Source organism: Streptomyces sp. KM273126 (assembly GCF_004337435.2).
Classification (GTDB): domain Bacteria; phylum Actinomycetota; class Actinomycetes; order Streptomycetales; family Streptomycetaceae; genus Streptomyces; species Streptomyces acidicola.
Map to the genome: position 1 here is coordinate 1,867,111 of NZ_SJXB02000001.1, position 22,984 is coordinate 1,890,094.

Sequence of the window (22,984 nt, forward strand, 5' to 3'; positions counted from 1 at the left end):
GCATGAGGCCCCGATTTCCCCAGGTGACACCAGGAGAAATCGGGGCCCAAAAAGCAGAGGGAGACCACCCAGGGTTACGAAGCTCCGTGGGCTCCGGCCGCTGCCTTCGCCGCGATGTCGGTCCGGTGTTGCGAACCGTCGAGCCGGATGCGCCCGACCGCCGCGTACGCCCGCTCGCGCGCCTCGGTCAGATCCGCGCCGACCGCCGTGACGGACAGCACCCGGCCGCCCGCGCTGACCACCTCGTCACCGTCGCGCTTGGTGCCGGCGTGCAGGACGTACGCCTGTGGACCGTCCTGGGCCGCCACCTCGGCGAGCCCGGTGATCGGGTCGCCGGTGCGCGGGGTGCCGGGGTAGTTGTGCGAGGCCACGACCACGGTGACGGCCGCGTCGTCGCTCCAGCGGAGGGGTTCGAGGTCGGCGAGGGTGCCGTCCGCGGCCGCGCGCAGGATGCCGGCCAGCGGGGTCTTCAGCCGTGCCAGGACCACCTGGGTCTCGGGGTCGCCGAAGCGTGCGTTGAACTCGATGACCCGTACACCGCGCGACGTGATCGCAAGTCCGGCGTAGAGCAGGCCGGAGAACGGAGTCCCACGGCGCCGCATCTCGTCCACGGTCGGCTGGAGGACGGTCTGCAGGACTTCCTCGACCAGCTTCGGTTCGGCCCAGGGGAGCGGGGAGTACGCGCCCATGCCGCCGGTGTTCGGTCCCTCGTCGCCGTCCAGGGCGCGCTTGAAGTCCTGGGCGGGCTGGAGCGGGAGGACGGTCTCGCCGTCGGTGATCGCGAAGAGCGAGACCTCGGGACCGTCGAGGTACTCCTCGATGACGACGCGTTCGCAGGCGTTCGCGTGCGCCGTGGCCTGCTCGATGTCGCTGGTGACGACGACGCCCTTGCCCGCGGCGAGACCGTCGTCCTTCACGACGTACGGTGCCCCGAACGCGTCGAGCGCCTCGTCGACCTGGGCCGGCGTCATACACACGTACGAGCGAGCCGTCGGCACACCGGCTTCCGCCATCACATCCTTGGCGAAGGCCTTGGAACCCTCCAGCTGAGCGGCCTCCATGGAGGGGCCGAAGCAGGAGATGCCGGCCTCGCGCACGGCGTCGGCGACGCCGGCGACGAGCGGAGCCTCCGGCCCCACGACGACCAGTTCGGCACCGAGGTCCGAGGCCAGCGCGGCCACGGCCTTGCCGTCGAGGGCGTCGACCTGGTGCAGCTCGGCCACCTCCGCGATGCCCGCGTTACCGGGGGCACAGTGCAGGGCGGTGACATCGGGGTCGAGGGACAGGGAACGGCACAGGGCGTGTTCGCGGGCGCCGCTACCGATGACGAGGACCTTCACGGGGTCAGCCTAACGGGCGCGGAAGTGGGTCCTTGTGGGGGATACCGGTGCTCGGGGTCGCACGGACGCACCCCACGCTTACGGGTGTCGCGGCTCGGCAAGGGCCCCAAGGAGCCCCAAGAGGCCCCAAGAGGCCCCAAGAGGCCCCAAGGAAACCCTCACCGCCTTCACGCGTTTCGTTGGAGTACCGCTGGAAAGCGCCCCCTGCCACTTACTCGTTGGTGAACTCCTCCACCACCGTCGCCCCCAGCTCCCGCACGATCAGATCGTGCCCGGAGAGGGCCGACTCGTCGAGGTCGGGATCGTCCTCCTCGGGAATGTCGTCCTCGGGCGAGATGGGCGGGGGCTCCGGAGCGGAGGGTGGTGGCGTGGGCGCCGACCCTGTGGCCGGAGCTGGTCTCCCCTGACCTGCGGCTGACCCCGGCCCTCCCGGGGACGAGGGGCGCGATGCCGGCGCCGAGGACTGGGGTGCAGATGCAGAGGGACGCGTCGACGAGACGGGGGCCCCGCCGTATCCACCACCACCGCCACCAGCGGCGCCCGCTCCGCCGTGGGCGCCATAACCACCCGGGCCGCCCGCTCCGCCGTAACCGCCCGGTCCGGCCGAACCGCCCCCGCCGCCCGACGCCGAGCCTCCCGACGGATCGACGACCGCCTCGATCTTCCATTGCACGTTGAACTGCTCGGCCAGTGCCTGCCGCAGTACGTCCTCGCTGCCGCTGCCCGCGAAGTTGTCCCGGGCCCCTGCGTTGACGAAACCGATCTGCAGGGTGGTGCCGTCGAAACCGGTCACCTGGGCGTTCTGACTGAGCAGGATCCAGGTGAACCGGCGACGGTTCTTCACCGCCTCCAGAATGTTCGGCCAGAGCATGCGGGGGTCGAGCCCCCCGCCGACGGGCGCGGAACCGGGGGGCATGGACGCGGGCGGACCGGCGGCGGGACCGCCGGGGGATGCGGCCGGAGTGGACGCGGACGCGGGTCCGGGAGCCGCCGGTGGCCGCCCCCCTTGTCCTGGTCCTCCCTGTCCCCCACCCGCAGGGGCCGCTGTCGGCCAGCCGCCGGGCCGACGGCCACTGCCCGCGGTGGCGGGGGTGGGCCAGGCTCCGGGAGCGGCGGGAGCGGACGGTTGCTCGGCGACGGGTGCGGGCCCCGGTGCCGCGGTAGGCACCCCCGCCCCAGTACCCACACCCATACCAGTACCCATACCCGAGCCCGTATCGGACCCAGCAGGCGCAGCAGGCGCAGCAGGCGCAGCAGGCTCCACGACAGCGCGCGGACTCCCGGCAGGCCCACCCTGCCCCTGCCCCGCCCCGGGACCGACCCCTGCACCCCCTGCACCACCGGCACCACCGGGCCCACCGGGCCCACCGGGCCCACCGGCCGACCGCACCGCGGCCCGAGCAGCTGCGGGCCCGCCCCCGGGCGGAACCGCAGGCTGCTGAACTCCGGCAGGCGCCCCCGCGTACTCATGAGCCTCAGGCCCTGGCACGTACCCCATGGCGGGCGCGGCCCCACCTCCGGAGAAGTTCACGCCACGTTCGAGCCGGTCCAGGCGGGCCATGACGGAACGCTCGTCGCCGTACGCCGCCGGCAGCATCACGCGCGCGCAGATCAGCTCAAGCTGCAAGCGGGGCGAATTGGCTCCCCGCATCTCCGTCAACCCCTCATTGACGAGATCGGCGGCCCGGCTCAGCTCGGCGGCACCGAAGACCCCGGCCTGGGCCTGCATCCGCTCCAGCACATCGGCAGGCGCGTCGATGAGCCCCTTCTCGGCGGCGTCCGGGACGGCGGCCAGGATCACCAGGTCCCGCAACCGCTCCAGCAGATCCGCAACGAACCGTCGCGGATCGTTCCCGCCCTCGATGACCCGGTCCACGACCTCGAAAGCGGCGGCCCCGTCCCCCGCCGCGAACGCCTCGACGACGGAGTCGAGCAAGGACCCGTCCGTGTACCCCAGCAGCGAGGTGGCCATGGCATACGTGACGCCGTCCTCCGCCGCCCCCGCCAGCAGCTGGTCCATGACGGACATGGAGTCACGCACGGACCCGGCCCCCACCCTCACCACAAGGGGCAGCACCCCTTCCTCAACGGGGATCTTCTCCCTCCCGCACACATCGGCGAGGTAGTCCCGCAGAGTCCCCGGCGGCACGAGCCGGAACGGATAGTGATGCGTACGCGACCGAATGGTCCCGATGACCTTCTCGGGCTCGGTCGTCGCAAAGATGAACTTGAGGTGCTCCGGCGGCTCCTCGACCACCTTGAGCAGCGCGTTGAAACCGGCCGACGTGACCATGTGGGCCTCGTCGATGATGTAGATCTTGTACCGGCTGCCGGCCGGCCCGAAGAACGCCTTCTCCCGCAGCTCACGAGCGTCGTCCACACCACCATGAGAGGCGGCGTCGATCTCGATCACGTCGATCGACCCCGGCCCGTTCCGCGCGAGGTCCTGACACGACTGGCACTCACCGCAGGGCGTCGGCGTGGGCCCCTGTTCGCAGTTCAGACAACGGGCGAGAATCCGCGCGCTGGTCGTCTTCCCGCACCCACGCGGACCGCTGAACAGGTACGCGTGATTGACCCGGTTGTTCCGCAGCGCCTGCTGCAGCGGGTCAGTAACATGCTCCTGCCCGATGACCTCGGCGAACGACTCCGGGCGATAGCGGCGGTACAGCGCGAGAGACGACACGCATACGAGGTTATAGCCGCCCACTGACATCCCGGCCCGCCCAGGGGCCCACCCGGAACCCCACCCAACTCAGCCACCTCTCCGACGCCCGCCGCCCCCGACCGGGCTCGTGCACGAGCCGTCCCACAACAGCGGGGACGCGGTGAGCAGAGATGCGGGGAGCGGAGATACAGGGACCGGGAAACAGAAAGACCCCCCACGCACCCGCCAGAGCCAACCTACCCTTGCTGCCTTCCGGCCCTGGGGGAGTTCAGTCAGATAGCGCCGCGTGAGGGGCTGTCCCCCAGCCTACCCGATCCACCACCCCCACCCGTCCCCCCTCCCCGGGCCCCGAACGAGTTCGCAAGCACTCCCCGCCGTCATGTAATGTTTCCGGCGGAGGATTCGCCTAGAGGCCTAGGGCGCACGCTTGGAAAGCGTGTTGGGGGCAACCCCTCACGAGTTCGAATCTCGTATCCTCCGCAGCCGCCCAGTAGGGCAGATGAAAGGCCCTGACCGTTCGCCGGTCGGGGCCTTCGTCGTCGTCTCCGCAGCCGTGCGTGTACTAGGCCCTCGGCTCCCGGGGTGTGCCCGGCTCCCGGAGCCAGCCGTTCGCGAGGAGTTCGTCTGTCGTCTCTCTGTCGGGGTACCCGCCCTGGGCTCCGAGGTGGTGGCAGGCGTGCGTCGCCGAAGCCACCGACGCCCGCAGCGCCGAGCGCGGGTCCGAGCCGGACAGGGAGCGGGCGATGTAGACCCCGGCCAGGCAGTCGCCGGCGCCGGTGGTGTCGACGATCGGGCCGGTGGGCGGCGGAGCGACGGTGATCTCGCTGGAGCCGTCCGTCAGCGCCGCCCCATGCGAACCACGGGTGCACACGACCAGCTTGAGACGGTGTCGGGCGCAGAAGGCGTGTATGTCGCCTATCTCGGCCGTGGCCCGCTCGTTGAGGAAGACGACCTCCGCCTCGTACAGGGCCGGAGCGAGGGCTTCCGCGCCGTGGGCGAGCGCGGAGGGTTCCAAGTCGATCGACCTGGGAATGTCGGCGGCTCGCGCCCGCTCCGCGAGCACTGCGGCGGCCTCGGGGTCTAGGCACGAGGTGTGGATCCAGTCCACTCCGTCCAGTTCGGCGTCGCGCAGACGCTCCGGAGGCGGGTATTGCGACACGGACGAGGTGTAGACGAGACGTTTTTCTCCGTCCTCCTCGGCCAGGGTGCAAACCGAGACCGCCGTCATGCCAGGTGTCGTGGTGACGCCGGTGACGTCGACGCCCCGCGCCGCAAGGAAGTCAATGGCGTAGGCGCCGAGCACGTCATCCCCGACAACGGCAAGCAGAGCTGTGGTGACGCCCTGTCGGGCGCAGGCGACCGCGGAGTTGGCGGCCACCCCTCCGGCGCTCACCAGGTTCTCGAACGCGTGCGTCTTCTGGTCCGCGTCGGCAAAGTGGGGAACCCGCAGCGCGACGTCGAACGCGATGTCTCCGCAGAACAGGGCCATCGCCGTCATGGGGCTCCCTCGTCGTGCCCTCGCCATGCCCTCGTCAGCCGGGACTGAGGTACTTACCCAACGCCGTCGTTCGACATGCTCCGTCGCGACTTGATGTTTACTCCGCCCACGTCGGCGCGCTGATCAACTATTGCCGCCTGGCACACCTCTGGTGCTGGATGGCTGGAGGGCTGAAGGGCTGAAGGGCTGGAGGGCCTCAGATGGACGTAGCTTCCCAACTGAGCGTCCCGGCTTGCTCCTGGCCCTCGTCAGTCGAGCCGGATAAGCATCGAGTCACTACTCCGGCTGGCAGCCCTCTACGGTCAGGTCTGATATGCACGCCTTCGCCCTTCCTTCCCCGGGCAGTCGCTCGGCAGGTTCAAGTCGTCACCTTGGCTGTGTGGGGGCGGCCTGGTTCGAGGTGGCGTGGATGGAGCCGAGCAAGGCCAGGGCCTGGGTGTGGGGGCTGCCGGGTTCGGCCTGGTAGATGATGAGTTGCTGGCCTGGAGCGTCGCGTACGTCGAAGGCGTGGTAGGTGACGGTCAGGGGGCCGACGTCCGGGTGGAGGAAGTGCTTGGCGTCCTGGGTCTTGCCGCGCACGGTGTGGGTGCTCCAGAGGCGGGTGAAGTCCGCGCTGTGCTCGGTGAGGGTGCGGACGAGCTCCCGTAGCCGCAGGTTGTCCGGGTCACGGCCGGCTGCCTGGCGTAGGTGGCCCACGGTGGCCTGGGCAGTGTGGCTCCACCGGGTGTAGAACTGCCGGCCCGCCGGGTCGAGGAAGGTCATGCGGGCCAGATTGTCCAGCTTTTCAAAGGGTGAGTGCAGGGCCTGAGCCAAGGCGTTGGCCGCCAGGACGTCCAGGGTCCGGTTGATGACGAACGCCGCGGCGCCCGGGTAGCCGTCCATCAACTGGCGAAGGGCGGGACTGACCTGGTCCGTGGTGTGGGTGAACTGGTTGCCCGGCGCTGTGCCCGCCAGCTGGTGGAGGTGCGCGTGGGCGTCGGGGTCCAGTCGCAGGGCGCGGCTGAGTGCGTCGAGTACCTGGGCCGAGGGGCGGCGTTCGCGCCCCTGTTCCAGGCGGGTGTAGTAATCCGCGTTCACCCCGGCCAGGACAGCGACCTCTTCACGACGCAGCCCGTTGACTCTGCGTACGCCGTAGCTCGACATGCCGACATCCTGCGGCCGCAGGGCCGCCCTGCAAGCGCGTAGGAACTCCCCAAGGTGGTTGCCGGTCATGTCCTCAGGCTAGGCCGCAGGAGTGCGGGCTGCCTGGGTGTACCGCACCCAGGCAGCAGACGTCCTGGTCAGCGGCCTTCGGCCTGTCCAGACTCGGTCGGGCAACAGGACAGATCCGCACTCATGGACCAGGGAGTCCGTCATGACAGGGAACACGGAGGACGGTGCTGCCGACGTGGTCGGCATGTGGGTGACCGCGGACGGTCACATCCGCCAGGAACTGCGGGCGGACGGCCGGTACGACGAGGCCCGCGGCAACCGGCACAGTGCGTACACAGGCCGCTACACGGTGACAGGCAGCCACATCGATTACGTCGACGACTCCGGGTTCACCGCGACGGGCGACATCCGTGACGGTGTGCTCCATCACGAGCACCTCGTGCTCTACCGAGAGGAACAGCAGGTATGACAGACACAGCCAAGGTCGTGGCGATCACCGGAGCGAGCAGTGGAATCGGAGAGGCGACCGCCCGCCGGCTCGCCGCCGACGGCCACCGCCTGTTCCTCGGAGCGCGGCGCACCGACCGTCTCGATGCGCTTGCCGAGGAGATCACCGGCGCGGGCGGCACCGCCGCGTTCCAGCGACTGGACGTCACGGACGCGGCCGACGTCCGGGCCTTCGTGTCCGCCGCGCGCGAGCGCTACGGGCGCGTGGACGTGGTGGTCAACAACGCCGGAGTGATGCCGCTCTCGCCGCTGGACGCGCTGAAGACCGACGAGTGGGACCGCATGATCGACGTGAACGTGCGGGGAGTCCTGCACGGCATCGCCGCCGCGCTGCCCGTGATGCGTGCTCAGGGCGGCGGGCACTTCGTGAACATCGCCTCCGTCGGCGCGTACGAGGTATCGCCCACCGCCGCCGTCTACTGCGCCACCAAGTTCGCCGTCCGCGCGATCTCCGAAGGACTGCGCCAGGAGTCCGCCGGGGATGTCCGGGTCACCCTCGTCTCGCCGGGCGTGACCGAGTCCGAACTCGCCGACAGCATCTCCGACCCTTCCGCCAGGGAGGCCATGAAGACCTACCGCGCCGTGGCACTGCCCGCCTCCGCCATCGCGCAGGCCATTGCCTACGCCGTTTCCCAGCCTCCGCAGGTCGACGTCAACGAGATCGTCGTCCGTCCCGCCGCAAGCGCCCAATGACCCGCTGCTGCGGAACTCCCTGTGCCGGACAAGGACGCGGGCGTCGTCAGCCCTGAGTAGCTGTTACTCCCTCCGCGCTACCAAGCGTCGGTTGGCGGATCACACGATCGGGTCGAGTTGACTACGCGAGAGGCTGTCGGCCTTCCTCCCGGAGTTCACTCCGCTCACAGTGTGATCATGAAGACTCCGCGACTGCACTCTGTGCACCGTTCCCTCGCGCACTCGGCTGCCGCAGCCGTCATCAGCCTTGCGGCGGCCATGCTCTACGCCTCATCCGCCGCGGCCCAGGCCGCCCCGGCGCCTGTTCACGACGGATGCGCGGTGTCCGTCAAGACGAAGCAGGGCCTTGAGGACATTCTCTGGACCGTGGTGTTCGGGCCCGGGAACAACACAAGAGAGCAGGAGCAGTGCAAATCCCAGAGCGGGGGCTCCCAAAGCGGTGACTCCCAGAATGGGGGACCCCAGACCGAGGGGCCTCAGAATGACGGCCCTCAGCGTGAGGGATCCCAGAGTGGTGGGTCCCAGAGTGGAGGGTCCCAAAGTGAGGGGCCCCAGGCTGAGGGCGACGTCTGACGGTCGGCGCACCGCCCGCAACGTACTGGCAGCTGTACGGGCAGCTGCGGCTCCCCGCTCCCTCGACCGCGCCTCTGCGTCCGCGCCCCCGCCTCGCCGAGCGCCATGAACCGCACGTCCCGGACAACCCGTCGCCAGGTTGCCGACCCGGCACTCGGCGACGGCCCGGGTCCTGCGGTGGCCGGGCGGGGTGCCGGGTCGGTACGCGTTGGTCTACGGGGCGGGTTCGTACGTCACGGTGGTGCCGGGGCACTCGTCCGCGAGTTGGGTGAGTGCTTCGCGTTCGACGGTGTCGGTGGTGAGTCCCCAGCGAAGTTTGGTCGCGATCCACTCCGAGGCGTATCTGCACGCGACTTCGGTGGTCGGCGGCAGCCACTCGGCGGGGTCCTGGTCGGCCTTGCTGCGATTGGAGGCCGCCGAGACGGCGACCAGGGAGGTCGGGGCGTCGAGGTCGTTGGCGTAGGCCTCGCGACGCTTCGCGGTCCACTGCGATGCCCCGGAGTCCCAGGCCTCGGCGAGCGGCACCACATGGTCGACGTCCAGGGCGGAGGCGGAGGTCAGCCACTTGGAGTCGTAGTACGACCACCAGCGGCCTCCGGACAGCTTGCAGCCCGGGAGAACTTCGGGTGGGTCGACAGCCTCGGAGAGCAGGACCTCCGCTCGGGTGTTGCAGCCGTCGGTGGGGTTCTTGCCCGCGTTCCAGTGCCGGAAGCTCGTGCGCTGGTAGCCGTCCCGCACCTCCGCGGCAAGTGGGAGGGCATGGGCCGCGGCAGCCACCGGGAGGGTTACTGCCACGGAGAAACGTTCCTGCGCATGGGCTGGAGTGGGTGCCGCGAAGGGCATGGCGAGGAGTACGGCCGCGAGAGCGGCGCGCTTGAGGTTCTTGATCACGCACAGTGCCTACCTCGTTCGAGGACCTCGACTCGAACGAATGAGCCATATGGATGCGTGGGTTCACTGGACAGGTGTGCCATGGGGCACCCTGCGGAGTACCGGGAACGCTGGGCTGGAAGCGCGACCAACAGGAAGATGCGCATACCCACACGCATACGCATGCGCTTCGTCGCGGTGGCCGTATGTTCATTCGCCGGTGACGCGTGAGATGAGGGGCGTCCTGTCGGTTTCCCCGGAGGTCACCCATTTGCCGCGGGCGCCCTCCCCATAACACCCAAGATCACATCAGTGGTGCTGCGCCATGCGGCATCGGACTTTACTCATCGCGAAACGCCTGTATGGCCCAACCCCATCACCTGAATGCCACGCATCTGCGTCATTGTGTCCGGCGTTGGAGGGGTATGACTGGAGCAACATCCTCTACCGCGCCCTGGGGCCCTTCAAACAGCCCGGATTTCCGCGTTGACGCCCGCGTGCTGTCGAAGGGAGGGTGGACCTTCACGCCGCGACCCGCGTCGACCCCGGACGCGAACGCCTATCTGTGCTATCGCGGTAATCGCATTGAATTGCTGCACTCGTCCACGGTCTTTGAGGGTTTCCTGGCGGAGATGAGCGAGATCCAGGATGAGTTCGAGCGCCTGTGGTCAGGGGATTCGGTCGTCGCACGCCACGGCGGTTGGGTGGGACAGAGCCGTCATGTCTGAGACGTACAGCAGCTATGGAGTGAGTGGAACCCACCTCGATCCGGCCGCGAGGGCGTGGCCGTACAAGGATTACGAGTATTCGTCCCCGGCGTCCGTACAGCAGTCTTTCACCTCGTTCGCCCCTCCGTTCGCCCCCTTGGACGCATCGTGGGACCCGGCGGAAGAGCTGGCGTATCTGCTGAGGGATCAGGCCGCGGCCGAGAGCGGCGCAAGCGGCGCATTCCCCTCTGAACCAGCCGTGGGCGAATCCGGCGAGGAAATGTCCGGAGCCGATCGTCTCGCCGGTTTGGCGCACGTCACCGAAGAGCTGACGCGCGTGCGTCCCGTGCCCGGGCACCGCCGTGTCGGACCGCGAAGGCCGGCGCTCAGTCCGCTGCAGAAGGTCAGTTATCTGATCGTCGCGGTTGCGGCTGTTGTCGTCGCGATGGTCAGCGTGCTCGGCGGCGTCATCACGTACGACCCTCTCCGTCGTCTGCCGGGTCTCCACGCCGCCTATGGGGCCGCCGGTCTGTGTCCTTTGCTTGTCTACGGCCCATGGATGGTGGCTACGTTGTCCATTCTGCGGGCCGCTCTGCACCGGCGTCGCGCGGCGCACTCCTGGTCCGTTGTGCTGTTCTTCTCCGGCGTTGCCATGCTCCTGTGTATTGCCCAGGCGCCCAAGAGCATCACCGGCGTGGCAACCGCGGCTCTTCCCACTCTCGCCGCCCTTGCCTGCTTCCAGCAGCTCGTCCGCCAGATCACCCTCACTCGTCCGCCGCGCAAGGCCGTCCGTCGGCACCGCACGTCGGCGCTGCCCTTCACCGCCTACCGCCCTCCGCAGGAGAAGACCGGCGCCTGACCCTTGTGGGCTGGTCCTTGTGGGCTTGTCCCTGTGGGCCTGTCCCTGTGGGCCTGTCCCTGTGGGCTGGTGCCGTGGTCTCGCGTTCTGCCAGGTCAAGGCGCATTGTCAGTGGCAGCGCCTAGTCTCGTGAGGGATGACACAGGCGTGGAGATGTGCGGGGCTGCGGTGGGCCGGCGCCGAGCCCGTGCTGCTGTGGAAAGGCGGGCGCGGGAGTGCTCTGCCACGGGGGAAGAAGGTGGCCTTCGGGGTGGTGGCAGGGGGTGTGAGGACGTGTGTGGGAGCCCGGGGGCACGGGTGTCCCACGCGGGCCGGAGTGTCGGGGCGGAGCACGGGGGCGCGGTGTGAGGAGTGTGCGCGACTGGACCGGGCGCACTCCGTCGCCGCCGACACCATCGCGGACGATCCGCGGCCGTATCACGTGTATCTCGCGTGGTTCGGGCCCGGCATGGTGAAGGTGGGGATCACCGCGGTCGAGCGCGGGGACGCACGGCTGTTGGAGCAGGGAGCCGTCTGCTTCAGCCGGCTGGGGCGTGGACCGTTGATGGCAGCGCGGCGGGTGGAGGAAGTCCTGCGGGCCGCGCTCGGGGTGCCGGACCGGATCCCGTACGCCGACAAGCGGGTCGTACGGTCCGCGTTGCCCGAGGCCGGGGAGCGGGCGGCCGAGGTGGCGGAGCTGCACGCGCGAGCGGTGGCGCTCGACGGCTGGCCGGAGTCGTTGGAGCGGATGCCGTGCCGGACGGTCGACCACGCCGAGGTGTTCGGGCTCGACGGACTGCCGGGCGCGGACGGGGTGGTGACCGAGCTGGTCGCGGGAGGGGTTGTGGGCGGTGCGGTGGTCGCCGTTGCCGGGCCCGATCTGCATCTGGCCACCGGGCGCGGGGTCGTCGTCCTCGATACACGGCTGATGACGGGGTGGGAGTTGGTCGCGGTGGAGGCGGGGGAACAGGACGTGCTCGGAGTTCCTGTGAGGGAGTTGAGGAACGGCGGGGGTGGGGTTCAGGGCGGGCTCTTCTGACGAACTCTCCGCACGGATTCCTCTGACGGATACCTCTGAGATACCTCTGACGGATTCGTTTAACGGATTCCTCTGACGGCCTCATCAGCAGACGCACAGAGTCCGTCCGCATCGCCCACTGCGTCCCCGGACGACCGCACCCACAAGCCCAAGCGCCTGATCAGGGTGGTGGGGCGGCGGGCAGGGCTGAAAGGTGCCTGTGTGTTTCTCAGGGAAATCACAGGTTGCGGAAAGGGCGCTCTCAGAGGGGAGCGCCATGGTTCCAGCATGACCACGACCTCGCCCCAGGGGCGCACCGAACTGCTGAGGCCGGACGGGAGCCCCGTCCGAGTGCTGGTGGTGGACGACGAGCTGTCGATCACCGAGCTGCTGTCCATGGCCCTCCGTTACGAGGGCTGGCAGATCCGCAGCGCGGGTGACGGGCAGGGGGCTGTGCAGACCGCACGTGAGTTCCGGCCCGACGCGGTCGTCCTCGACATGATGCTGCCGGACATGGACGGGCTGGCCGTTCTCGGACGGCTGCGGCGGGAGCTGCCCGAGGTGCCCGTTCTCTTCCTGACCGCCAAGGACGCGGTCGAGGACCGTATCGCCGGGCTCACCGCAGGCGGGGACGACTATGTCACCAAGCCGTTCAGCCTCGAAGAGGTCGTCGCGCGGCTGCGCGGGCTCATACGGCGTTCCGGCGCCGCCGACCGGCGTTCCGACTCCGTGCTCGTCGTCGGGGACCTCACTCTCGACGAGGACAGTCACGAAGTGTCGCGGGCCGGGCAGGACATCCATCTCACCGCCACCGAGTTCGAGTTGCTGCGCTTCCTGATGCGCAACCCGCGGCGCGTGCTCAGCAAGGCGCAGATCCTCGACCGCGTGTGGTCGTACGACTTCGGCGGCCAGGCCAACGTCGTCGAGCTGTACATCTCCTACCTGCGCCGGAAGATCGACGCCGGGCGCGAGCCGATGATCCACACCCGGCGGGGCGCCGGATACCTGATCAAGCCCGGGGCGTCGTGAGCGGACGACGACGGTCGCGTACGCAGGGGCTGAGGCGGGAACGCCGGCCGCGCACTCTGCGGACCCGGCTGGTCGTCTCCGCGGTGGCGCTCATCGCGGTGGTGTGCGCCGTCATCGGGACGGTGACCACCCTCGCGCTGCGCTCCCATCTGTACGAGCAGCTGGGCACCAAGATCGAGGACGTCGCCAAGCGCACCGACGGGCCCAAGCCGCCCGCGGGCCTCCCCGTACCCCTCCCGGGCGGCACCGGCACCCTGACGACGAACGAGAAACTCCTGTTCGTGACAAAGGGCGGGTCGCCGGAGAACACCATCGGCGCCCTGGTGCAGAACGGCACCATCGTCAAGGGAGTCGTCTCCGAGCTCGCGAGCTCCAGCACCGGCCAGCAGCAGGACATGGAGGCCGTCACGCTGAGCAGGGCGGACCTCAGCGCGCTCGCCCAGGTCCCGCGCGACGGCAAGGCACACTCGGTCGCCCTTCCCGACCAGGGTGAATACCAGGTCATCTTCCACACCAACGGCAGCGGCGACACCTTCTACGTGGGCCTGCCCACCGAGTCCGTCACCAGCACCGTCAACACCCTGATCCTCGTCGAGGTCAGCGTCACCGCCGCCGGTCTCGTGGCCGCGGGCATCGCCGGCTCCGTGCTCGTCGGAGTCGCCCTGCGCCCCCTGCGCAAGGTGGCCGCCACCGCGACCCGGGTATCCGAACTCCCCCTGCACACCGGCGAGGTGACCCTCAACGAGCGGGTCCCCGAATCCGAGACCGACCCCCACACGGAGGTCGGCCAGGTCGGCACGGCCCTCAACCGCATGCTCGACCACGTCCACGGCGCCCTGCACGCACGTCAGCAGAGCGAGACGCGGGTACGGCAGTTCGTCGCGGACGCCAGCCATGAACTGCGGACGCCGCTCTCGTCCATCCGCGGATACGCCGAGCTGACCAGACGCGGCAGGGAGGAGATCGGGCCCGACACCCGGCACGCGCTCGGGCGGATCGAGTCCGAGTCGGGGCGTATGACGCTCCTCGTGGAGGATCTGCTGCTGCTCGCTCGGCTCGACGCGGGGCGGCCGCTGCAGTTCGAGCAGACCGATCTCATCCCGCTCGTCGTGGACACCATCAGCGACACACGGGCCGCAGGCCGCGACCACAACTGGCGGCTCGACCTGCCCGACGAACCCGCGCTCGTGTCGGCCGACAGCGCACGGCTCCAGCAGGTCCTCGTCAACCTGCTCGCGAACGCGCGCACGCACACACCACCCGGTACGACCGTCACCGCGCGCGTGCAGCGGCGCGGGCCGTGGATGTGCGTGGACGTCGAGGACGACGGGCAGGGCATCCCGGTGGAGCTGCTCCCGCACGTCTTCGAGCGGTTCGCGCGCGGCGACTCGTCGCGCTCCCGAGCCTCCGGGTCGACCGGTCTGGGCCTCGCCATCGTGCAGGCCGTGGCGACCGCGCACGGCGGTGCCGTGACCGTCGACAGCGTTCCCGGGCGGACCGTCTTCACGGTTCATCTGCCCGCCCTCGCCAGGCCGTTGCCCTCGCTCGACCGCGCAACAAACTGGGCAACAAACCGGCAGTCGGACTCACAGGCACAGCACAGCGTCACCACACGGGTACAACAGGGGGCCTGACAAGAGTCGTCTCCATGCGAACCGACTCTTCTCCCGGCAATCTGCCGGCGCGGGAGCACCTCCCGGCCGGAGATGCCGGTACGCCTGTCCTGGACGTAGTGATCCCCGTCTACAACGAGGAGAAGGACCTCCAGCCGTGCGTCCGCCGACTGCACGAGCACCTGACACGCACGTTCCCGTACGCGTTCCGCATCACGATCGCGGACAACGCGTCGACGGACACCACCCCGCAGGTGGCCGCACGGCTGGGGGCGGAGCTCCCCGAGGTCACGTCCTTCCGGTTGGAGCAGAAGGGGCGCGGGCGGGCCCTGCGGACGGTGTGGTCCGCGTCCGACGCGCCGGTCCTCGCCTATATGGACGTGGACCTGTCCACCGACCTCAACGCGCTGCTTCCGCTGGTGGCGCCACTGATCTCGGGGCACTCCGACCTCGCGATCGGTTCCCGGCTCGCCCGCTCCTCGCGGGTGGTGCGCGGCCCCAAGCGGGAGTTCATCAGCCGCGCGTACAACCTCATCCTCCGCGGCTCGCTGCAGGCCCGCTTCTCGGACGCCCAGTGCGGCTTCAAGGCCATACGACGTGACGTCGCCCAGCTGCTGCTGCCGCTGGTGGAGGACACCGGCTGGTTCTTCGACACCGAGATGCTGGTCCTCGCCGAGCGCGCGGGCCTGCGGATCCACGAGGTGCCGGTCGACTGGGTCGACGACCCGGACTCGACGGTCCACATCGTGAAGACCGCCACCGACGACCTCAAGGGGGTCTGGCGGGTGGGCAAGGCCCTGGCCAGCGGCTCACTGCCGCTGGACCGGCTCGCCCGGCCCTTCGGGGACGACCCCCGCGACCGCGACATCCAGGGCGTGCCGCGCGGCCTCGCCCGTCAGCTCCTCGGCTTCCTTGTCGTGGGCGCCCTGTCGACCCTCTTCTACCTGCTGCTCTACACCGGTTTCCGGCCGTTCATGGGCTCGCAGTTCGCCAACGCGCTCGCCCTGCTCGTCTCGGCGATCGCCAACACCGCGGCCAACCGGCGGCTGACCTTCGGCGTCCGCGGCCGGGACCGTGCCGTGCGGCACCAGGCCCAGGGCCTGGTGGTGTTCGGCATCGGGCTCGCCCTCACCAGCGGCTCGCTCGCCGCCCTGAACGCGGCGACGAGCAGCCCCTCGCACTCCACGGAACTGGCGGTCCTCATCGCCGCCAACCTGGCGGCGACGGTGCTGCGGTTTCTGCTCTTCAGGGCGTGGGTGTTTGCCGACCGGCGTGACGGGGGCCCGGGAGGTCCGGGTGGCCCTGAGGGCCCTCAGGGCCCTGAGGGTCCGGGGGTCCCGACCGGCGTCGCCCCGTCGCCGTATGCCGCCGGCCCGTACTCCGCCGCCGCGTACTCCTCCGCCCCGTACTCCGCCACGCCGGACTCCACCAACCCGGACTCCGCATCCCAGTTCCGCGCCGGTGACGCCGCGGACCGCACCTGGGGGGACGCGACCGTGCAGTTGGAGCCGGTGCGCCCGCACGATCACGATTCGAGGAACGCACGATGACCACTCAGCCCGACACCACTCCCCCACGAGGGGCGAGTCCCGCCTGGGGGCCGCCGACCGGAACGGCCGCCCAGGAGCCGGGGGTTCCGCAGGCCTCCCGCACTCCGTCGCCCCCTGCCCCGGTCTCTGCCCCTGCCCCCGGTGCCGGCACCGATGTCGGCGACGGCGCCGGCGAACCCAAGCAGCCCCTCGGGCGCCGCCTCTGGAGAGGGCGCCCCGAGGACAACCGCTGGGTGCGCCCCGCGTTCCTCCTCGCGCTGCTGGTGATCGGCGGCCTCTACACCTGGAACCTCACGGCCTCCGGGTACGCCAACTCCTTCTACTCGGCGGCCGTGCAGGCGGGCAGCCAGTCCTGGAAGGCCTTCTTCTTCGGCTCGCTCGACTCGGCCAACGCCATCACCGTCGACAAGCCGCCGGCCTCGCTGTGGCCGATGGCGCTGTCGGTCAGGGTCTTCGGCCTCAACTCCTTCGCGATCCTGTTCCCGCAGGTTCTGATGGCCGTCGCCACGGCGGCCGTGCTCTACGCGTCCGTGCGCCGCAGGTTCAGTGCCGCGGCCGGCTTCATCACCATGGCGGTCTTCGCGCTCACGCCCGTCGCCGCGCTGATGTTCCGCTTCAACAACCCGGACGCGGCCCTCGCGCTGCTGATGGCCACCGCGGTCCACTGCACGCTGCGCGCGCTGGAGAAGGCGCAGACGAAGTGGCTGATGTGGGCCGGTGCCGCGATCGGCCTCGCCTTCCTGGTGAAGACCCTCCAGGCCTTCCTGATCCTGCCGGTCCTCGCGCTGGTGTACGTGGTCCTCGCGCCTGCCCCCTGGAAGAAGCGCGTCGGCCAGGTGCTGCTCGCCGGGCTCGCGATGGTCGTCGCGGGCGGCTGGTGGGTCGCGATCGTGGAGCTGTGGCCGGCGTCCTCGCGCCCGTACATCGGCGGCTCGCAGAACAACTCCTTCCTGGAGCTGACCTTCGGCTACAACGGCCTCGGCCGCATCAACGGTGACGAGACCGGCAGCGTCGGAGGAGGCGGCGGCCGCGGTGGCGGCAACGGCGGCGGCATGTGGGGCGAGTCCGGCTGGGACCGGATGTTCAGCTCCAACATCGGCGGCCAGATCTCCTGGCTCATCCCGGCCGCGCTGATCATGCTCGTGGCGGCACTCTGGATGACGCGCAGGGCCAAGAGGACCGACACCGCCCGCTCCGCCTTCCTCGTCTGGGGCGGCTCGCTGCTGATCACCGTGGTGATCTTCAGCTTCATGCAGGGCATCTTCCACGAGTACTACACCGTGGCCCTCGCTCCCTACGTCGCGCCGCTGATCGGTATGGGCGCGGCCGTCCTGTGGGAGGAACGCGGCAGGGCCTGGGCGTCGCTGACACTGGCGGGCGCGATGACGGCGACCGCCGTGTGGGGGTACGTCCTCCTCAACCGCTCCTCGGACTACCTCCCCTGGCTGAAGTGGGTCGTGCTCGTCGGCGGTCTCGTCGCCGCGCTGGGCCTGGTCTTCGTCGGCAAACTCGGTCGTCAACTGACCATGGGTGTCGTCGGGCTGAGCTTCGTCGCGGCGCTGGCCGGTCCGACGGCCTACACGCTCACCACGCTGAACGAGGGCCACAGCGGCTCGATCGTCACGGCCGGTCCCGCCGTCGCGGGCGGTCGCGGTGGCCCGGGTGGGGGTGGCTTCCCGGGGGGCGGTCCCGGTGACGGCGGCTTCCCCGGCGACGGCCAGAACGGTCAGACGGGCCGACCCCCGACCGGCGGCAACGGCGGCTTCCCCGGCGGCGGTTTCCCGGGTGGCGGCTTCCCCGGCGGCGGCCAGAACCAGCCGGGCCAGCAAGGGCAGCAGGGGCAGCAGGGCCAGAGCCCGCAGGGTGGCCCGGCCGAGGGCGGCATGGGCGGCGGTGGCGGTATGGGCGGCCTGCTCAACGGCGCCTCCGTCAGCTCCGAGGCCAAGGAACTGCTGGAGAAGAACGCGAGTGACTACACCTGGGTCGCCGCGGCCATCGGCGCCCAGAACGCCGCGAGCTACCAGCTCTCCACCGGTGAGCCGGTGATGGCGATCGGCGGCTTCAACGGCAGCGACCCGTCCCCGACACTGGCCCAGTTCAAGAAGTACGTGGAGGAAGGCAGGATCCACTACTTCGTGTCCAGCGGCTTCGGCGGCGGCATGGGGCCCGGCATGGGCGGCAGCGGCAGCGGCAGCGGCAGCGGCAGCGGCAGCGGCAGCGGCAGCGGCAGCAACGGCACCGCCTCGCAGATCAGCTCCTGGGTCCAGGAGAACTTCAAGGAGGTAACGGTGGGCAACTCCACCTTCTACGACCTGACCCAGCCGACGAGCGGCGCCTGATCGTTCGGGGGTCCTCAAGGGCGGTGGCCCGGGGTTTCACGCCCCGGGCCACCGCCCTTCCGTACGCCGCCGAAATTTCCTTGTACGGCGTATGGGAGTCGTTCTACGGTGTACGACGACCCATTCCCGTACACCGTAGAAGGGCCCTCCCATGACGGCGCCGACCACCGCCGACACCTCCCCACCCACCGCCCAGGGGCACCCCCAACGCTGGCTGATCCTGGGCGTCCTCAGCCTCGCGCTGCTCACCGTGGTGCTCGACAACACGGTGCTCAACGTGGCGATCCCGTCCCTCACCGAGGAACTCGGCGCGGCCACCTCCGACATCCAGTGGATGATCAACGCGTACTCGCTCGTGCAGTCCGGTCTGCTGCTCACCGCGGGCAGCGCCGCCGATCGCTACGGCCGCAAGAAGATGCTGATCGCGGGACTCGCCCTGTTCGGTGTCGGCTCGCTGGTCGCCGGACTCGCCGACTCCACCGGCCAGCTGATCGCCGCCCGCGCGGGCATGGGCATCGGCGGTGCGCTGCTGATGACCACCACGCTGGCGGTCGCCATGCAGATCTTCACGCCCGAGGAGCAGCCCAAGGCGATCGGCATCTGGGCAGCGGTCAACGCGCTCGGCTTCGCGACCGGCCCCCTTGTCGGCGGCTTCGTACTCGACCACTTCTGGTGGGGTGCGATCTTCATGATCAACCTGCCGGTCGCGGCGCTCGGCGTGGTGGCCGTGGCGGCTCTCGTGCCCGAGTCCAAGGACCCGCGTGGGGACCGTCCGGATCTGCTGGGCGCGCTGCTGTCCACGATCGGTATGGGCTCGCTCGTCTTCGCGATCATCTCCGGGCCGGAGCACGGCTGGACCTCCGGCCGGGTCCTGGCGACCGCGGCGGTGGCCGCGCTGGTACTGGCCGGCTTCGCGTACTGGGAGAGCCGCATCCCGTATCCCATGCTCGACATGCACTTCTTCCGCGACCGCCGGTTCACGGGCGCCGTCGCGGGCGCGGTGCTCATCGCCTTCGGCATGGCCGGCTCGCTGTTCCTGCTCACCCAGTACCTGCAGTTCGTCCTCGGCTACGACGCCATGGAGGCCGGTCTGCGCATGGCTCCGCTCGCTGTCACGATCGTGGTGCTGAACTTCTCGGGTCTGGCGGCGAAGTGGGCGACGCGGCTCGGCACCCCGATCGCCATCCTCGTCGGCATGATCCTGACGTCCGGCGGACTGGTGTCGATCGCCACGCTGACCGAGTACGGCTACCCGGGCACGCTCCTCGGTCTGGTGCTCATCGGCGCCGGTGCCGCGATCGCCAGCCCGGCCATGGCGTACGCCATCATGAGCGCCATCCCGCCGGAGAAGGCGGGCGTGGGCGCGGGCATCAACGGCACGCTGGCGGAGTTCGGCAACGGGCTGGGCGTGGCCGTGCTGGGCGCCGTCCTCAACTCGCGTTTCGCGGCGTTGATCCCGGTCGCGGCGTCCTCCTTGCCGGCGGCGCTGGCCGCGGCCGGGTCGGAGGACGAACGGGACCGGATCACCGAGGCGTTCTCCTCAGGTCTGGAGACCAGTCAGCTGGTGGGGGCCCTGGCGGTGCTGCTCGGTGGTGTGGTCGCGGCGGTGCTGCTGCGCAGGGCTGAGCGGGTGGGCGCCCGATAGCTCCGTCGAAACTGTGCGTGGGACTACAGGTTTGTTCGTGGTTGATCGCGCCCACGCGGCGGAGCCGCATATCGGCACTGCCCCGCGCCCCTTTGCGGCGCGCCTCAAAGGGGCGCGGGCGCCTAGCATCGTGACCAGCTGTTGGAGTGTCGAGGAAGGTGCGCCATGGTGGCAGCCGAGAGGGCGAAGCGTCGTTCGGCTCGGGCCAGTGTCTGGCTGGAGGACAAGGCGCGACGCGGCGGGGCGGCGCGCGGCGGGCAGCCCTCCGGCCTCGACCGGGACCGGATCGTCGCGACGGCGGTGGCACTGCTGGACGCCGAGGGGCTGGCCAAGTTCTCGATGCGACGGCTGGCCGCGGAGCTGAACGTCACCGCGATGTCCGTGTACTGGTACGTGGACACGAAGGACGATCTGCTGGAGCTGGCGCTCGACACGGTGTTCGGTGAGACGGGGGTGCCCGCCACCATCCCGGGCGACGAAGAGGAGTCCACGGCGGACTGGCGTGACCTGCTGCGGGAGCTCGCCGTGGACTACCGGGCGGTGCTGGTCCGCCATCCGTGGGTGTCGCCGCTCGCCGGGACCTTCCTCAACATCGGGCCGAACTACCTGGAGTTCTCCTTCGCCGTTCAGCGCGTGATCCGCCGGACGGGGCTGCCAATGTCCGAGCAGACGGCGGCGATCTCGGCGGTCTTCCAGTTCGTGTACGGGTTCGGCACGATCGAGGGGCATTTCATCGAGCGCTGCGCGGCGGCCGGAGTGAGTCACGACGAGTACTTCAGCGATGCCATCGCCGCGGTGATGCAGGTGCCGGAGATCAGCCACGTCATGGAGAGGTCCAAGGCGATCATGGAGGCCCGTGGGGGTGACACGGTGGGCGAGATGTTCGAGCGGGACTTCTCCACCGCGCTGGAGATCGTGATCGGCGGGATCGAGGCGCGGGTGGCGCGGGTCGGATGAGTTCTGCCGGTGGGAGTGCGTGTTCGGCCCGCGCGTTTCCCGCCGTTGTGGCTTGGGCGCCCGGGGTTCGTACGGGGTCGGGGGCGCGCCGGGAGGTCTCCGTCCTCGGTCCGGCGGTTCTGGGAGGTGCGAGGTGCCCGGCGGCGGACGCCGGCCGCTGCGGGCGGACACCTCCCGACACACCCCCTGCCGCGCGTACGCGACTGCCGGGCGCGTCGGAGTGCGGGCACGGCTGCCGGTACGTGGCGGCTGCGGGCACGGCTGCCCGTGCGTGGCGGCTGCGGGCACGGCTGCCCGTGCGTGGCGGCTGCGGGCACGGCTGCCCGTGCGTGGCGGCTGCGGGCACGGCTGCCCGTGCGTGGCGGGTGCGGGCACGGCTGCGGTGCGTGGGCGGTGCGGTCGGCGTGCGGTGCGGTGCGCTCGCGGGCTTGGGTGCGCCCGTGCTTTTCAGGGGCGCGGGGCTGCTTTGAATGTGCGGCTCCGCCGCGTGGGCGCGACCAGCCACCACAAACCCGCAGCCGCCCACCGGCCCCAGCGGGGCAGACGCCGACCCCCTACTCCTGCGGAGCAAGCCGCGCCGGGAAGCCCCCCGTGGCCACCGGGCCCCACTTCGTGGGGGTGACGCGGATGATCGACTTGCCCTGCTTGACCATGGCCGCCCGGTACTCGTCCCAGTTCGGGTGCTCGCCGGCGATGTTCCGGTAGTACTCCACGAGGGGCTCGACGGAGTCGGGGGAGTCGATGACCTCGGCCGTGCCGTCGATCTGGACCCAGGGACCGTTCCACTCGTCGCTGAGGACGATCAGGCTGACCTGGGCGTCCCGCTTGGCGTTGCGGGTCTTGGCGCGCTCCGGGTAGGTCGAGACCACGATGCGGCCCGAGTCGTCGACACCGCAGGTCAGGGGCGAACCCTGGGGGCTTCCGTCGGTGCGGCGGGTGAGCAGGATCGCGCGGTGGCGCGGGCGTACGAAGTCCAGCAGCTCGTCGAGGGTGACGGAGGTGTTCGTCGCGATGTTCGGTGCCATGGCCGCAGCCTAGGCCCTGGTGCGCCTGCCGAGCGTGACCCTTTCGTTCATGCTTCCGGCAGTCCTACGCTTGCGGCAGCGTCTCGCCCTGGACCGCCTGGATGTCCAGCTCCACCTTGAGGGTCGTGCCGACCGCGGCGATACCTGCCTGGAGTACCTGGTTGTAGTTCATGGCGAAGTCGTCGCGGTGGAGTTCGGTGGTGGCGTGGAAGGCGGCCCGGATGCCGCCCCAGGGGTCCGTGCCGGTGCCCAGATAGGTGAGGGCGAGGTCGGCGGGGCGTGCGACGCCGCGCATCGTGAGGTCGCCGTGGAGCGTCCAGCGGTCGGGGCCGGGCCCGGGGGTGAGGCCGGTCGAGCGGTAGGTGATCTCCGGGTGGGCCGAGACGTCCAGGAAGTCCGCGGAGCGGAGGTGGTCGTCCCGCATGCCGTTCCCCGTGTCGATGGAGGCGGCCGTGATGACGGCCTCCACCCGGGACTTGGCCGCGTCGTCGGGGGCCACCTCGATCTGGCCGGAGAAGTCCGTGAAGCGGCCGTGGATGGTGGAGATGCCCAGGTGACGGGTGGTGGCGGTGATCGAGGAGTGGGCCGGGTCGATGGTCCACGGACCGGGCGGGGGGAGTTCGGTCCCGCCCTGGCGGGTGAGGGTCACGGTGCCGATCTCGGCCCGGCCCGTACCGGCCGTGACGATGACGGTGGACGCGGTGGGTGTGTAGCCGACGGCCGTGACGATCGCGGTGTACGCGCCGGGGGCGAGGGCGGTGGTGTCGCGTACCGTGCCCTCGTCGTCGGCGGCGGCACGCAGCATCTGCCTGCCCGTCATGTCGGTCAGCGTGACGACCGCGTGTGACACGGCCCAACCGTCACGGGTACGGATCTTCGCCGTCAGTCCCATCGTGGGTGACTCCTTGGATGAGGCCGGCCCGTGGAGCACGCGTCCGCTCTGCGCCAGGGCCTGTGTCGAA

At 70.2% G+C, this 22,984-nt stretch carries 18 protein-coding genes, 1 tRNA gene and 1 other RNA gene; 12 read left to right on the forward strand and 8 right to left on the reverse strand.

The genetic code is table 11. From position 1 onward, the window contains the following. Positions 1-74: 74 nt before the first annotated feature. The 3 genes from purD to ffs form a co-directional block, all read right to left on the reverse strand. On the reverse strand, positions 75-1,340 hold the full coding sequence (purD, locus tag E0500_RS08030) for a phosphoribosylamine--glycine ligase (RefSeq protein WP_131572149.1): 1,266 nt from the start codon (positions 1,338-1,340) through the stop codon (positions 75-77). 211 nt (positions 1,341-1,551) lie between these two features. Next, the gene (locus E0500_RS08035; protein WP_181586911.1) at positions 1,552-4,026 is read right to left on the reverse strand and encodes a DNA polymerase III subunit gamma and tau; all 2,475 of its coding nucleotides are present in this window, start codon (positions 4,024-4,026) and stop codon (positions 1,552-1,554) included. A 184-nt stretch (positions 4,027-4,210) separates the two neighbouring features. Continuing rightward, positions 4,211-4,307, reverse strand: an RNA gene (gene ffs / locus E0500_RS08040) — signal recognition particle sRNA small type. Positions 4,308-4,403: 96 nt separating this feature from the next. Between ffs and E0500_RS08045 the strand changes: the two genes are divergently transcribed. Continuing rightward, positions 4,404-4,488 (forward strand) — tRNA-Ser (locus E0500_RS08045). Positions 4,489-4,570: 82 nt separating this feature from the next. Here the strand turns inward: E0500_RS08045 and E0500_RS08050 are convergent. Further along, a complete protein-coding gene (locus tag E0500_RS08050; RefSeq protein WP_165935242.1) occupies positions 4,571-5,506 on the reverse strand; it encodes a carbohydrate kinase family protein in 936 nt (311 codons plus the stop codon). Positions 5,507-5,872: 366 nt separating this feature from the next. Next, positions 5,873-6,718, reverse strand: a complete 846-nt coding sequence (locus E0500_RS08055) for a helix-turn-helix transcriptional regulator (RefSeq protein ID WP_131571721.1) — start codon at positions 6,716-6,718, stop codon at positions 5,873-5,875. Between the two features lie 142 nt (positions 6,719-6,860). Between E0500_RS08055 and E0500_RS08060 the strand changes: the two genes are divergently transcribed. Then, positions 6,861-7,127: an Atu4866 domain-containing protein gene (locus E0500_RS08060; protein WP_131571718.1), complete on the forward strand. Its 267-nt coding sequence runs from the start codon at positions 6,861-6,863 to the stop codon at positions 7,125-7,127. Next, positions 7,124-7,858: an SDR family oxidoreductase gene (locus tag E0500_RS08065; RefSeq protein ID WP_131571715.1), complete on the forward strand. Its 735-nt coding sequence runs from the start codon at positions 7,124-7,126 to the stop codon at positions 7,856-7,858. The genes E0500_RS08060 and E0500_RS08065 overlap by 4 nt, the downstream gene beginning before the upstream one ends. 786 nt (positions 7,859-8,644) lie before the next feature. Here E0500_RS08065 and E0500_RS08070 read toward each other — a convergent pair. Beyond that, positions 8,645-9,322, reverse strand: coding sequence for an HNH endonuclease family protein (locus E0500_RS08070; protein WP_131571712.1), 678 nt, complete (start codon positions 9,320-9,322; stop codon positions 8,645-8,647). A 404-nt stretch (positions 9,323-9,726) separates the two neighbouring features. Here E0500_RS08070 and E0500_RS08075 point away from each other — a divergent pair, with 404 nt between their 5' ends. The 9 genes from E0500_RS08075 to E0500_RS08115 all read left to right on the forward strand — a co-directional run bounded on the left by E0500_RS08075 (position 9,727) and on the right by E0500_RS08115 (position 20,997). Further along, positions 9,727-10,029, forward strand: coding sequence for a hypothetical protein (locus tag E0500_RS08075; protein ID WP_131571709.1), 303 nt, complete (start codon positions 9,727-9,729; stop codon positions 10,027-10,029). Beyond that, on the forward strand, positions 10,022-10,867 hold the full coding sequence (locus tag E0500_RS08080) for a DUF2637 domain-containing protein (RefSeq protein ID WP_258572672.1): 846 nt from the start codon (positions 10,022-10,024) through the stop codon (positions 10,865-10,867). Before E0500_RS08075 ends, E0500_RS08080 begins: the two co-directional genes overlap by 8 nt. A gap of 136 nt (positions 10,868-11,003) precedes the next feature. Beyond that, the gene (locus E0500_RS08085; RefSeq protein ID WP_181586912.1) at positions 11,004-11,885 is read left to right on the forward strand and encodes a DUF2797 domain-containing protein; all 882 of its coding nucleotides are present in this window, start codon (positions 11,004-11,006) and stop codon (positions 11,883-11,885) included. A 267-nt stretch (positions 11,886-12,152) separates the two neighbouring features. Further along, positions 12,153-12,893, forward strand: a complete 741-nt coding sequence (locus E0500_RS08090) for a response regulator transcription factor (protein WP_131572146.1) — start codon at positions 12,153-12,155, stop codon at positions 12,891-12,893. Continuing rightward, a complete protein-coding gene (locus E0500_RS08095; protein WP_131572147.1) occupies positions 12,890-14,527 on the forward strand; it encodes a cell wall metabolism sensor histidine kinase WalK in 1,638 nt (545 codons plus the stop codon). Before E0500_RS08090 ends, E0500_RS08095 begins: the two co-directional genes overlap by 4 nt. Before the next feature lie 14 nt (positions 14,528-14,541). Beyond that, positions 14,542-16,056, forward strand: coding sequence for a bifunctional glycosyltransferase family 2/GtrA family protein (locus E0500_RS08100; RefSeq protein ID WP_131572148.1), 1,515 nt, complete (start codon positions 14,542-14,544; stop codon positions 16,054-16,056). Beyond that, the gene (locus tag E0500_RS08105) at positions 16,053-18,395 is read left to right on the forward strand and encodes a glycosyltransferase family 39 protein (protein WP_181586913.1); all 2,343 of its coding nucleotides are present in this window, start codon (positions 16,053-16,055) and stop codon (positions 18,393-18,395) included. Before E0500_RS08100 ends, E0500_RS08105 begins: the two co-directional genes overlap by 4 nt. A 151-nt stretch (positions 18,396-18,546) precedes the next feature. Then, positions 18,547-20,040, forward strand: coding sequence for an MFS transporter (locus E0500_RS08110; RefSeq protein WP_131565736.1), 1,494 nt, complete (start codon positions 18,547-18,549; stop codon positions 20,038-20,040). A 165-nt stretch (positions 20,041-20,205) separates the two neighbouring features. Beyond that, a complete protein-coding gene (locus E0500_RS08115) occupies positions 20,206-20,997 on the forward strand; it encodes a TetR/AcrR family transcriptional regulator (RefSeq protein ID WP_131565738.1) in 792 nt (263 codons plus the stop codon). Between the two features lie 554 nt (positions 20,998-21,551). Here E0500_RS08115 and E0500_RS08120 read toward each other — a convergent pair. After that, on the reverse strand, positions 21,552-22,022 hold the full coding sequence (locus E0500_RS08120) for a PPOX class F420-dependent oxidoreductase (protein ID WP_131565740.1): 471 nt from the start codon (positions 22,020-22,022) through the stop codon (positions 21,552-21,554). Between the two features lie 64 nt (positions 22,023-22,086). Next, positions 22,087-22,914: a YceI family protein gene (locus tag E0500_RS08125; protein ID WP_131565742.1), complete on the reverse strand. Its 828-nt coding sequence runs from the start codon at positions 22,912-22,914 to the stop codon at positions 22,087-22,089. Positions 22,915-22,984 lie beyond the last annotated feature (70 nt).